Below are 12,201 nucleotides of genomic sequence, written 5' to 3'. Positions count from 1 at the left end.
CCGGCTGACCCCCCGTCGGCCGACGCGCCCCCACAACGCAGAAGTCCCGCCCGATCTTTCGATCGGACGGGACTTCCGTTGGGTGGAGCTGAGGGGATTCGAACCCCTGACCCCCTCGATGCGAACGAGGTGCGCTACCGGACTGCGCCACAGCCCCAACAAGAAGAAACCTTAGCACCTCTCGGAGGGGGTCCGTGACCACCTTCCTGGTGGCGGCCCTGCGGCAGGGCCCAGCGGGGGGCGGAGCGGAAGCGGAACGCGAAGAGGCCCCCGGCGGCGGGGGCCTCTTCGCGGACGGTCGCGGACGGTCGTGGACCGCTCGTGCTACTCATTGGCGGCGCGGGGCCGCGGTTCCGGGGCGGGCTGCTCGGCGTACTGGTCGAAGAGCGGGGTGTTCCGGGACTCGACCGGGCGGCCGGCGGTCCAGGTGCCCGGCGCCGACAGGTCGAGCCCGCGGTTGACCCGGGGGGCCACCGGCGCGGTCACGTACGTCGGCAGTGGGACGGGCACCGGTTCCCAGGAGTCCGGGCCGGCCGCGCCGCGCTCCCGCATGCCGTCGACCCACTCCTCGTGCTCGGTGACCTCCGCGACGGCCGAGGCCGAGGCGGCGGTCGCGCCCGCGGGGCTCGCCGCGGAAGTCCCGGCCGAGGCCGCCCGCACGGCGTCCGCCTCGGTGGCGAGCCGCAGGTGCGAGCGTCCGCGCCCGGCGGTGGGCGTCCGCGGCTCCGGCTCGGCCGCCGGGGCCGGCGCCGGGGCGGCGGCCGCCCGGCCGGCCTCGGCCCGCTGCTGCTCGCGCTTGCGCAGCCGCTCGGCGGCCTGGGCCGCGCGGGTGCGGTCCAGCTTCACCGCGTACCGCTGGCGCTCCAGGCGCCGCAGGTGCCCGATGTAGAGGGTCAGCAGCGCGGCCGGGACCGCGGGGACCCACAGGAAGGACAGACCGGCCACGGCCGCGACCACCGCTCCCAGCGCGAAGGCCAGGAACAGCGCGGTGACCATCCGGCGCCGGCGCGCCAGCAACCGGGCCCGGCGCTCGGGGCCGCCGCTCTGCGGCGCCGGCCTCGGCTCGGCCCGGTCGCGCTCCGCCGGCCGGGCGGGCGCGGGCGCGTCCGTCCGGCCGCCCGGGGCGTCCGCAGGGTCGCCGGAAACGGCCGCGTCCCGCTCGGGGGGGCCGTCAATGCTCTGCTCGTCGTCACGCGGTTCGTCACCCAGGGCCCGGGACGCCCGCCGCTCCAGCGCCGAACGCCCGGCCAGCAGGCGGATGGCGGTACTGAAGCGTTCCGTCGGGCGCGCCTCGTTGAGCTCGTCCTGCCTGCGGAGCCACATCGGCACCAGATAGGCGGCCCAGGCCCCTACGATGACGGCGTAGATAAGGCCGCTACTGCTCACGATTCACACCGTAAGGGCGCGCGGGAGGGGCCGGTAGCAATTTGGCACGGCGTGTCGTGTGATCAAGCTGATTCTCCGACTATTTTGCCGGTATTTGTGCCCGTCCGTCGTCGCGCCGATGCCATATCGATATTTTATTCGAACATACATTCAATTGCGCGGTCGGCGGCCCGAGCTGAGGGAACGCCAGCGTTCGAGCATCCCCTCCGGGACCTCCTCCGCGGCGAGGGCGAACACCAGGTGGTCCCGCCAGTCGCCGTCGATGTGCAGATAGCGCGGCCGCATTCCCTCCGAGCGGAAGCCGAGCTTTTCCACCACCCGCCGGCTCGGGCCGTTCTCCGGCCGGATGCACACCTCGATCCGGTGCAGACCGAGAGTGCGGAAACAGTGGTCCACCGAGAGCGCGACAGCGGTCGGCATGATGCCCCGCCCGGCCACCGCCTCGTCGATCCAGTACCCGACATTGGCCGAGCACATCGACCCCCAGGTGATTCCGCCGACGGTCAACTGGCCCACCAGTCGGCCCCGGTACAGCACCACGAAGGGCAGCATCCGGCCGGCCGAGGCCTCGGCGCGCAGATAGCGGACCATCTGCCGGAACGTCGGACGCGGGCCCGCCGCCAGACCGGCCGGGCCGGGCGGCACGGTGGCCTCCCAGCGCCGCAGCCAGTCCCGGTTGCGGCGGCTGACCTCCTGCCACTCGCGCTGGTCGCGGGCCCTGATCGGGCGCAGCACGACATCCCCCTCGTGGAGTTCCACCGGCCAGCCGGCGTTCAGTGCGCGCTCCCGGAAGCTGCCGTGTCGGGCCGGGGGTGGTCCCCGCCGCCGAGCTGGTCGACGGCGTGGGCGAGCAGCGGGGCCAGGACGGCCAGACCGTCCTTGACGCCGCCGGTCGATCCCGGCAGATTGACGACCAGGGTACGTCCGGCGAGGCCGGCCAGCCCCCGGGAGAGCGCGGCGGTGGGCACCTTGTCCCGTCCGTACGCCCGGATCGCCTCGGGGATGCCGGGAATCTCCCGGTCGAGCACCCGGGCGGTCATCTCGGGGGTGAGGTCGTTCGGCGAGATGCCGGTGCCGCCGGTGGTCAGCACCACGTCGTAGCCGGCCGCCACGGCCTCCCGCAGCACCGCCTCGACCGGTTCGCCGTCCGGGACGACCCGGGGGCCGTCGACGTTGAAGCCCATCGCCCGCAGGCCCTCGACCAGCAGCGGGCCGCCCCGGTCGGCGTAGACGCCGGCGGAGGCGCGGTTGGAGACGGTGACCGCGAGGGCTCTCATGCCTCCCCCTCCGGGGTGGTGGTCCAGTCGCCGCTCTTGCCGCCGGTCTTGCTCAGCACCCGGACGGACTCCACGGAGGCGCCCTTGTCGACGGCCTTGACCATGTCGATCACGGTGAGCCCGGCCACCGCGACGGCGGTCAGCGCCTCCATCTCGACCCCGGTCCGGTCGGTGGTCCGGACGGTCGCGGTGATCTCCACCGCGTCGTCGGTGACGGTCAGCTCGACCTTCACGCCGGAGAGCGCGATCGGGTGGCAGAGCGGGATCAGCTCGGGTGTCCGCTTGGCACCCATGATCCCGGCGATCCTGGCCACGGCCAGCGCGTCGCCCTTGGGGACGCCCTCGCCGCGCAGCAGTTCGACCACCCGCGGGGACACCCGGACCCGGCCCGCCGCGACGGCGGTCCGGGCGGTCACGTCCTTCGCGGAGACGTCGACCATCCGGGCCGCGCCCTGCTCGTCGACATGGGTGAGGCGGTCGCCGGGGGGTGAGGCGGTCACGGGTGGCTCCAGAGGGCGCGCAGGTCGAATACCGCGCTACCGTACCCCCCGCCCCGGTCCCGGCGTGGGACGGGCCGCGTCGGTGGGACGGCCCCGCCGGGGCGGGGAGTTCGGCCGTGCTCAGCCGCCGAGCAGCACCACGTCGACCTCGCTGCCCGCGGGCAGCTCGGTGACGTCCTCGGGGACGGTGATCAGGCAGTCCGCCCGGGCCAGCGCGCCGACCAGGTGCGAGCCCGCGCCGCCGACCGGTTCCACCAGGCCGTCCGCGGCCGTGTACCGGCCGCGGAGGAACTGCCGGCGGCCGGCGGGCGAGCGCAGTGCCACCGGGCAGTGCGCCCGGACCACGGGGCGGTGGACGTCCTCGGCGCCGAGCATCGCGCGGATCGCCGGGCGGACGAACAGTTCGAAGGAGATGTACGCGCTGACCGGGTTGCCGGGCAGGGCCAGCAGCGGCACCCCGGCGCCGGGGCCGATCCGGCCGAAGCCCTGCGGCTTGCCCGGCTGCATCCGCAGCCGCCGGAAGTCCACCCCGCCGTACTCCGCGAAGACCTCCTTGACCACGTCGTAGGCGCCGACGCTGACGCCGCCGCTGGTGACGATCAGGTCGGCCCGGCCGAGCTGGTCCTCCAGTACGGCGCGCAGCCGGGCCGCGTCGTCGGGGACGCCGCCGACCCGGTAGGCGATGGCGCCGGCGTCGCGGGCGGCGGCAGTGAGGGTGAAGCTGTTGGACTCGGAGATCTGCCCGGGACCGACCGGCTCGCCGGGCTGGACCAGCTCGCTGCCGGTGGACAGCACCACGACCCGCGGGCGCGGGCGGACGGTGGCGGTGGCCCGGCCGATCGCGGCGAGCAGGCCGAGCTGGGCGGGTCCGAGCCTGGTTCCGGCGGTCAGCACCCGGCTGCCGGCGGCGACGTCGCTGCCGCGGCGGCGGATGTGGGCGCCGTCGGCGACCGGGCGCAGCACCCGGACCTCCTCGCCCTCGACCGGGGCGGCCATCGCGTCGGCGGGGCGGCCGGTGCCGGTGCCGCCGTCGGTCCACTCGACCGGGGCGACGGCCCCGGCCCCGGGCGGGACGGGCGCGCCGGTCATGATCCGGGCGGCCTGGCCCGGGCCCACGGCGGGGAGTTCACCGGCGCCGGCGGCGATGTCGCCGACCACGGTCAGCACCGAGGGGTACGCGGTGCTCGCGCCGACGGTGTCGGGCGTGCGCAGGGCGTAGCCGTCCATCGAGCTGTTGTCGAAGGGGGGCAGGTCGCCCCCGGCGACGATGTCCTCGGCCAGCCGGCAGCCCTGGGCGTCGAGCAGTTGGAGCTCGATGGCGGGGAGCGGGCCGACGGCGGCCAGGACGTCCGCGAGGTGCTCGTCCACGGTCCACAGACCGTCCGTACGGGCACCGGGGCGGGCGGCCGGGGCCGGGTCCGCGGAGTCGTCGCAGCAGGCTGCGGGGGTGGTACCGCTCTCCGTGGACCCGGTCATGGGCACGCTCGCTCTCTGTCGGTGTGTCAGTCCTGCAGCTCGGAGGCGACGAACTCGCGCAGCCAGGTGCGGAACTCCGGGCCGAGGTCCTCGCGCTCCGAGGCGAGACGGACGATAGCGCGCAGGTAGTCCGAGCGGTCACCGGTGTCGTAGCGGCGGCCCTTGAAGAGCACACCGTGGACCTGGCCGCCGGTGTCGGCGGGGCGGGTGGTCAGTTCACGAAGGGCGTCGGTGAGCTGGATCTCGCCGCCGCGGCCGGGCGGGGTGTCCCGCAGCACGTCGAAGACGGACGGGTCGAGCACGTACCGGCCGATGACGGCGTAGTTCGACGGGGCCTCGGCGGTCTCCGGCTTCTCGACCAGGTCGGTCACCTGGAAGACGTCGTCGCCGAAGGTGCTCGGCTTGACGGCGGCGCAGCCGTACAGGTGGATCTGGGAGGCGTCGACCTCCATCAGCGCGACGACCGAGCCGCCGAGCTCCTGCTGGACCTCGATCATGCGGGCCAGCAGCGGGTCGCGCGGGTCGATCAGGTCGTCACCGAGGAGGACGGCGAAGGGCTGGCCGGCGACGTGCTGCTCGGCGACCGAGACGGCGTGGCCGAGGCCCTTGGGGTCGCCCTGGCGGACGTAGTGCATGTTGGCGAGGTCGACGGACTCGCGGACCCGGCGGAGACGGTCCTGGTCGCCCTTGCGGGCGAGCAGCTCCTCCAGCTCGTAGGCGCGGTCGAAGTGGTCCTCGAGGGCGCGCTTGTTGCGGCCGGTGACCATCAGTATGTCGGACAGGCCCGCGGAGGCCGCCTCCTCGACGACGTACTGGATCGCCGGCTTGTCGACGACGGGCAGCATCTCCTTCGGAGTGGCCTTGGTGGCCGGCAGGAATCGGGTACCCAGACCGGCCGCGGGGACCACTGCCTTGGTGACCGGGATACGGGAGTTGGTCGTCGTCATGCGTTTACCTTACTAAGGCACGTATTTCGCCTGACCGGGCGCAGTTGACCGATGCTTGGGCAGCATGTCGCCGGCCCGGCCGCGATGGCAGGCAAGGGGGACGTGCCGGGCGGGGGCGAGGGGGTCCCCTCCGACACAGGGCGACAGGTTACCCGGCTTTCCCTAACGATCACGTTCGGCTGCGAAGACTCCGTCCGACTGCGGGGAAACGACCGCCGCCCCGGTCACCGGGGCGTTTCCGGAAAGGGCCGCCGGGGCGGCCGGGCGCCAGCAGTCGCCGCCGGCCGCGCGGGCGGCGGCGAGCGCCCGGTCGGCGGACCGCAGCAGGACGGCGGCGTGGGCGCCGTCCTCCGGCAGCACCGCCAGGCCGATCGCGGCGGTGAGCCCGTTGCCGTGCGGGCGGCGGTCCGCCCGCTCGCCGGAGGACCAGTCCAGCAGCAGATGGCGGCGGACCGACCAGACCAGGCGGTCGGCGACCTGGGCCGCGCCCTCGGCCCCGGTGTCCGGCAGCACCACCAGGAACTCCTCGCCGCTGTACCGGCCCAGGGTGTCGGAGCGGCGGATCTCCATGCCGAGCCGCTGGGCGAGGTCGCGCAGCACCGTCCCGGCCCGGGCCCGGCCGTGCTCGGCGACCACCGCGTCGAAGCCGTTGATCTCCAGCAGCAGGACGGCCAGCGGACGCGGACCGTCCTGCGGTTCGTGCTGCTCGGCCCGGCGGGCCCGGTCGATCTCCCGGTCCAGGGTGAGCTGGAGGTGCCGGTAGTTCCAGACGCCGGTGACCGGGTCGCAGGAGGCGGTGCGCTCCAGCTCGGCGCAGCGCTCCTCCAGTTCGGCGAGGCGCTCGCGCAGCCCGGTCTCGCGCCGGGCCGCGCTGGCCGCGCCGCGCCGCAGCCGGACGCCGAGGACGGCGGCGCCGGCCAGCGCGGGGGCACTCAGCGCGGCCAGGGCCTGGACCAGCAGCGGGGTGGACATCGGGGGGCTGCCTTCCGCGTGTCAGGCTCTGGGCGGCCCGGTCGCACAGGCGTCAGGGGTCCAGAGCGGTCGTGGTCGGAGCGATGGAGGAACGGTGGACCATCCCATGCACAACGAGAAGGGCGCGCTGAGGACACGGCTGCTGTCCGAGCGGCGGGCACTTCCGGCCGAGGAGCGGGAGCGGGCCGCCGAGGCGCTGGCCGGGCACGCCGGCGCGCTGGCGGCCGCCGTACCGGCCGGGGAGCCGGGGGTGGGGACGGAAGCGGGGACGGGAGCGGCGGCCACGGTGGCGGCGTACGTCTCGGTGGGCGCCGAGCCGGGCACCCGCCCGCTGCTGGACGCGCTGCGGGCGCGCGGGCTGCGGGTGCTGCTGCCGGTCCTGCTGGCCGACAACGACCTGGACTGGGCGGAGTACACGGGGCCGGCGGCGCTGGCCCCGGCCGGGCGCGGCCTGCTGGAACCGGTCGGCGGGCGGCTCGGCCCCGAGGCGGTGACCAGGGCCGGGCTGGTGCTGCTGCCGGGGCTGGCGGTGGACCGGCGGGGGCTGCGGCTGGGGCGGGGCGGCGGCTCGTACGACCGGGTGCTGGCCCGGCTGGAGCGGGCCGGGGCACGGCCGGTGCTGGCGGTGCTGCTGTACGAGCACGAGTTGCTGGAGCGGGTGCCGGCCGAGCCGCACGACCGGCCGGTGGACCTCGCGCTGACCCCCTCCGGCGCCCACCGGCTGGGGTGAGGCGCGACGGACGGCGCGACAGCGAAGGGCACGGCGGAAGGCACGGCAGCAGGCACAGCGGAAGGCACGACAGAAGGCCCCGCGCCTCCGGACGGATCCGGGGGCGCGGGGCCTTCGACGGCGGGCGGGCGTCAGCCCGCGGTCAGCGTCAGCTTGTGCTTGGTCGCCCTCTCGACCGCGTCCGGCGAGAAGGACCAGCTCAGCAGCTTGCCCTTGAGCCAGAGGTCGGTCTGGTCGTTGTAGTTCTCGTGGAAGGCGTGCCCGGAGGCACCACCGACGATGATCCAGCGCGAGGCGTCGAGGTCGTTCAGGTCGACCACCATGCGCATCGAGGGGATCCAGTCGACCTGGTACCCGGCGGCCGCGTTCCAGCCCGCCGCGTCGACCGCCGCCGAACCGCCGGAGAGCCGGTAGGGGCCCCGGTTGAGCAGCTGGTGGACGACGCCCGAGGCGATCGAGGAGTTGTCCGAGCCCATGGTGCGCTCCCGCAGCTCCAGCTTGTGCAGCCGGCCCCAGCTCCAGGTGGTGATGTCCTTGGTGAGCAGCGAGGTGAGCTCCTGGCGGGCGTTGGTCATCGCCTCGCGCAGCAGGTTGTCCAGGCCCTTCTGCTCCTTGTGCTGGGAGTCGATGTACGTCCACCAGCCGCTGTCGGGCTTCTCCAGCTGCTGCCGGACGACCTCGTTCCAGCGGTCGCCGCCGTCCGGCTGGGCCTTGCCCGGGTCACGGGTGCCGCACTCGGTGACGATCTTCGACTTGCTGTCCGGCCTGGTCGGGTCGATCTGCTGGCGGACCAGCAGGCAGTTCTCCTCGGCCCGCAGGTCGGCCGGGAACTTCTGGCCGAAGGCGAGGGTGAGCAACTGGCGCCAGACGCCGTTGTAGTAGGCGGCGGCGGCCGAGTCGGCGTCCTGGTGGAAGTTCCAGTCCTTCAGCAGGTCCTGCGCCTCGCGCACGTAGGGGTCGTCGACCTCGACCTTGAGCAGCATCGGGACCAGGGTCTTGGCCAGGATGCTGGTGTTGTCGAGCTGCATGTCCTGCATGTCGTCCGGCGAGATCTTGCCGTTGTTCTTCAGCCGGGCCTCCAGCTGGTCGGTGATCTCCTTGGCCCGGGTGCCGTACTCCCAGTCGGTGGTCAGCGCGGGCTTGTAGCCCGGGTCGACCACGGCCTGGTTGGCGGTGACGATGTAGCCGCTGCTCGGGTTGAGGCTCCAGGGCATGGCACTGAACGGGACCGGGTCCTTCTTCCACTGGTAGGCGGAGTCCCAGCCCGGCGCCGGGTAGCGGCCGTCGCCCTTGCCGCGCACCGGGATGTACCCCGGGGCCTGGTAGCCGATGTTCTTGGCGTCGGCGTAGACGAGGTTCTGGGACGGGACGGTGAAGTCGGCGGCGGCCTTCTGGAAGTCCTCCCAGTTCTTCGCCCGGTCGAGCGCGAAGACGGCGTCCATGGTGCGGCCCGGGATCAGCGCGGTCCACTGCAGGGCGACGCCGTAGCCGCCGGTGCCGCGGTCCGGGGCGGAGGCGCCGTTGGGCGCGTACTTGCCGACGTTCTGCTGCTCGGTACTCGGGTCGGAGATCAGCGGGGCGCCGGTCTCGGTGGTGCGGACGGTGATGGTGCGGTCCTCGCCCCCGGCGACCTTGATGGTCTCCTTGCGGAGCTCGAACTTCTTCTCCTTGCCGTCGACCAGGTAGGTCTCGGGGCCGGTCACCTTCTCCAGGAAGAGGTCGGTGACGTCGGCGCCGAGGTTGGTGAAGCCCCAGGCGATGTCCTTGTTGTGGCCGATGACCACACCGGGCATGCCGGCGAAGGTGAATCCCGAGACGTCGTACTGGCAGGTCGGGGAGACCGTCCGGCAGTGCAGGCCCATCTGGTACCAGACCGAGGGCAGGCCGGGGCCGAGGTGCGGGTCGTTGGCCAGCAGCGGCTTGCCGGTGGTGGTGTGGCTGCCGGCCACCACCCAGGAGTTGGAGCCGATGCCCTGGCCGTTGCGGCCGAGCAGCTCGGGCAGCGCGTCGATCCGGTCGGTCACGCCCTTCAACAGCGCCGTGCTGGCGGCGGCGCCCTGGGCGGTGCCGGCGGCGGTCCCCTGGGCGGCCGGGGCCGAGCCGTCGGCCGGCTTGTAGGAGGTGCCGTTGACGGTGCCGGTCTTCACGATCGTGCCGTTGCGCGCGTACGGGTAGTCCGGGTACAGCTCGGCGATCTTCTCCGGGCTGAAGTCCTGGGCCAGCAGCGAGCGGTCGATCTCCTCCTGGAGGTTCCCGGAGAGGTCCCAGGCCATCGCCTTGAGCCAGGCCACCGAGTCGACCGGGGCCCACTGCTCGGGCTTGTAGTCGCCGTTGACGACGCCGAGCACGCCGTACTCCACCGAGGCGGCGGAGCCGCCCGGGTGCTCGGCGAGCCAGACGTTGACCCCCTCCGCGTAGGCCTGGAGGTTCTTCTTGGTCTCGGCACCGAGGACGGTGTCGAACTCCTTCTGGGCCACCTGGCGCCAGCCCATGGTGCGGATCATGGAGTCGGTGTCGACCTGGCTGTCGCCGAACATCTCGGAGAGCCGGCCCGCGGTGATGTGCCGCCGGACGTCCATCTCCCAGAACCGGTCCTGGGCCTGGACGTAGCCCTGGGCCCGGAAGAGGTCCTCGGAGGTGTCGGCGTAGAGCTGGGGGATGCCGTTGGCATCCCGCTTCACGTCGACCGGCGCGCTCAGGCCCGCGACCTTGACGCTGCCGTCGACCTCCGGGAAGGACGCGCGGACCGCGGCCACCCCCCGGTAGCCGCCGTAGCCGGCGCCGGCCACCAGCAGTACGACCAGCACGATCACGATCAGACGGGCGCGCCGGAACTTTTTCGAGCGGGGCATCTGGGTCCTTGCGGTCCTCACTGGGGGGCGGGCGGACATGTCAAGGGCACTGGGCCGTGACAGGGCACCACATTAGGCCGACTCGCCGGGCGGCCGTGCACGGGGGACGCTCACGGTGGGATCGGACGAGGTCAGGAGGAGGTCAGGAGGCTGTCAGAAGGAGACCGGAAGGAGGCCGGAAGCGCGGGCCGAGGGAACGCGTGGCCGGTGAACCTAAAGGTATGGCAAAATGTTAGACTGAGTAACGATCCGCAAGGGGAGTAATTGGCGCCCCCGGTCGCCACCCCTGTCGGGACCCCGTCCGCCCCCGCCACGTCCGAGGTGCCCCTGCGTGAATGTCGACCACCTGAACCAGCTGCTGCTCGAGTTCTCCGTGATCCTGCTGGTCGCGGTGGTCGCCGTGCGCGTCTCCACGAAATCGGGCCTGCCCAGCCTGCTGATCTACCTCGGCATCGGGGTGGCGCTCGGTCAGAACGGCCTCGGCATCTCCTTCGACAATGCCGAACTCACCCAGGTGCTCGGCTACGCGGCGCTGGTGGTGATCCTGGCCGAGGGCGGCCTCAAGACCAACTGGCGCGAGGCCAGACCCGTGATGGGGGCCGCCACCGTGCTCGCCACCGCCGGCGTCGCCGTCAGCGTCTTCGTCACCGCGGCCGGGGCGCACTGGCTGGTCGGCCTGGACTGGCGCACCTCGCTGCTGCTCGGCGCGATCGTCTCGTCCACGGACGCCGCGGCCGTCTTCTCGGTACTGCGAACGGTCCCGCTGCCGCGCCGGCTGACCGGCCTGCTGGAGGCCGAGTCCGGCTTCAACGACGCGCCGGTGGTCATCCTGGTCGTCGCCTTCGCCGCCGTCGGCGAGCCGGACCCGTGGTACGTCCTGATCGGCACGATCCTCGCCGAGCTGGCGATCGGCCTGGCCGTCGGCGTCGCGGTCGGCAGGCTCGGCGCATACGGCGTCAAGCGCGTCGCCCTGCCGTCCTCCGGCCTCTACCCGATCGCGGTACTGGCCCTCACCGTGCTCGCCTACGCCGGCGGCGCGCTGCTGCACGGCTCCGGCTTCCTCGCCGTCTACGTCACCGCGGTGATCCTCGGCAACTCCAAGCTGCCGCACGGCCCGGCCGTCCGGGGCTTCGCCGACGGCCTGGCCTGGATCGGGCAGATCGGCATGTTCGTGCTGCTCGGCCTGCTCTGCGCCCCCGAGTCGATGGGCTCGGCCGTGGTGCCGGCCCTGGTGATCGGCGCGGTGCTGGTCTTCGTCGCCAGGCCGCTCTCGGTGGTGCTCACCCTCACCCCGTTCCGGCTGCCGCTGCGCGAGCAGGCCCTGCTCAGCTGGGCCGGCCTGCGCGGGGCGGTGCCCATCGTGCTGGCCACCATCCCGATGGTGTCCGGCGCGCCGATGGCCCAGGAAGTCTTCAACATCGTCTTCATCCTGGTCGTGGTCTTCACCCTGCTGCAGGGGCCGACACTGCCCTGGGTCGCCAAGGGCCTGCGGATCGGCGACGGCTCGATGGGGCAGGACCTCGGCATCGAGTCGGCGCCGCTGGAGAAGCTGCACGGGCACCTGCTGTCGGTCGCGCTGGCGCCGGACTCCCGGATGTCCGGTGTGGAGATCGGCGAGCTGCGGCTGCCGACCGGGGCGGCGGTCACCCTGGTGGTGCGGGAGGGGAGCAGTTTCGTGCCCGACCGGACGACCGTGCTGCGCGGCGGGGACGAGCTGCTGGTCGTGACCACGGACGAGGTGGGCGAGGCGGCCGAGCGGCGGCTGCGGGCCGTGGACAAGGGCGGCAAGCTGGCCGACTGGCTGCACGGACGCGGGAGCTGAAGGTCTCACGCGGAGTTCACCTTGACTTAACAGGACAACTTTGGATCCGTCCTGTAGTGTCGAGTCCAGCGCGACATCTACGCGCGTATAACTATTGTTTGCTGACACACCACACCCCAGCATCTGCCTGAAGCAGAGTTGGCGCGACCGCTCGGCGGCCGCGGCCCGGCCCCGGCCCACCGCCGGACCGGCCCGGTAACTACCCCGGTCGACGCGCGAGAGGACGACTCTCGGCGCCG

Annotated in this window: 10 protein-coding genes and 1 tRNA gene; 2 read left to right on the top strand and 9 right to left on the bottom strand. The window is 73.2% G+C overall.

The genetic code is table 11. The annotated features are described in order from the left end of the window. Window positions 1–83 precede the first annotated feature (83 nt). From SM793_RS00730 to SM793_RS00695, 8 genes are all read right to left on the bottom strand, one after another. Window positions 84–157, bottom strand: a tRNA-Ala gene (locus SM793_RS00730). Window positions 158–324: 167 nt separating this feature from the next. After that, window positions 325–1,386, bottom strand: a complete 1,062-nt coding sequence (locus SM793_RS00725) for a hypothetical protein (protein ID WP_320435970.1) — start codon at window positions 1,384–1,386, stop codon at window positions 325–327. Between the two features lie 150 nt (window positions 1,387–1,536). Next, window positions 1,537–2,163, bottom strand: coding sequence for a GNAT family N-acetyltransferase (locus SM793_RS00720; protein ID WP_107084278.1), 627 nt, complete (start codon window positions 2,161–2,163; stop codon window positions 1,537–1,539). Then, a complete protein-coding gene (locus tag SM793_RS00715; RefSeq protein ID WP_320435969.1) occupies window positions 2,160–2,663 on the bottom strand; it encodes a MogA/MoaB family molybdenum cofactor biosynthesis protein in 504 nt (167 codons plus the stop codon). The genes SM793_RS00720 and SM793_RS00715 overlap by 4 nt, the downstream gene beginning before the upstream one ends. Beyond that, the gene (moaC, locus tag SM793_RS00710) at window positions 2,660–3,103 is read right to left on the bottom strand and encodes a cyclic pyranopterin monophosphate synthase MoaC (RefSeq protein WP_413815845.1); all 444 of its coding nucleotides are present in this window, start codon (window positions 3,101–3,103) and stop codon (window positions 2,660–2,662) included. The genes SM793_RS00715 and moaC overlap by 4 nt, the downstream gene beginning before the upstream one ends. A 180-nt stretch (window positions 3,104–3,283) precedes the next feature. Next, entirely contained in the window at window positions 3,284–4,639 is a 1,356-nt protein-coding gene (gene glp / locus SM793_RS00705; RefSeq protein ID WP_320435967.1) for a gephyrin-like molybdotransferase Glp, read from the bottom strand. A 26-nt stretch (window positions 4,640–4,665) separates the two neighbouring features. After that, window positions 4,666–5,586, bottom strand: coding sequence for a UTP--glucose-1-phosphate uridylyltransferase GalU (gene galU / locus SM793_RS00700; RefSeq protein WP_320435966.1), 921 nt, complete (start codon window positions 5,584–5,586; stop codon window positions 4,666–4,668). 162 nt (window positions 5,587–5,748) lie between these two features. Then, window positions 5,749–6,558 carry a GGDEF domain-containing protein gene (locus SM793_RS00695; RefSeq protein ID WP_320435965.1) on the bottom strand — a complete coding sequence of 270 codons (810 nt, stop codon included), beginning with the start codon at window positions 6,556–6,558 and terminating at the stop codon, window positions 5,749–5,751. Window positions 6,559–6,664: 106 nt separating this feature from the next. Here SM793_RS00695 and SM793_RS00690 point away from each other — a divergent pair, with 106 nt between their 5' ends. Next, window positions 6,665–7,288 (top strand): 5-formyltetrahydrofolate cyclo-ligase, encoded by a 624-nt coding sequence (locus SM793_RS00690; protein ID WP_320436072.1) that lies wholly within the window; start codon window positions 6,665–6,667, stop codon window positions 7,286–7,288. Window positions 7,289–7,419: 131 nt separating this feature from the next. Here the strand turns inward: SM793_RS00690 and SM793_RS00685 are convergent, their stop codons facing one another. Then, window positions 7,420–10,140 carry a penicillin acylase family protein gene (locus tag SM793_RS00685; protein WP_320435964.1) on the bottom strand — a complete coding sequence of 907 codons (2,721 nt, stop codon included), beginning with the start codon at window positions 10,138–10,140 and terminating at the stop codon, window positions 7,420–7,422. Between the two features lie 331 nt (window positions 10,141–10,471). Here SM793_RS00685 and SM793_RS00680 point away from each other — a divergent pair, with 331 nt between their 5' ends. Further along, window positions 10,472–11,962 carry a potassium/proton antiporter gene (locus SM793_RS00680; protein ID WP_320435963.1) on the top strand — a complete coding sequence of 497 codons (1,491 nt, stop codon included), beginning with the start codon at window positions 10,472–10,474 and terminating at the stop codon, window positions 11,960–11,962. Window positions 11,963–12,201: the final 239 nt, after the last annotated feature.

Origin of the sequence: Kitasatospora purpeofusca, assembly GCF_034043715.1 — a bacterium.
GTDB lineage: Bacteria > Actinomycetota > Actinomycetes > Streptomycetales > Streptomycetaceae > Kitasatospora > Kitasatospora purpeofusca_A.
Note: the sequence above shows the minus strand (reverse complement) of the source record. Positions and strands in the feature narration are given on the sequence as shown.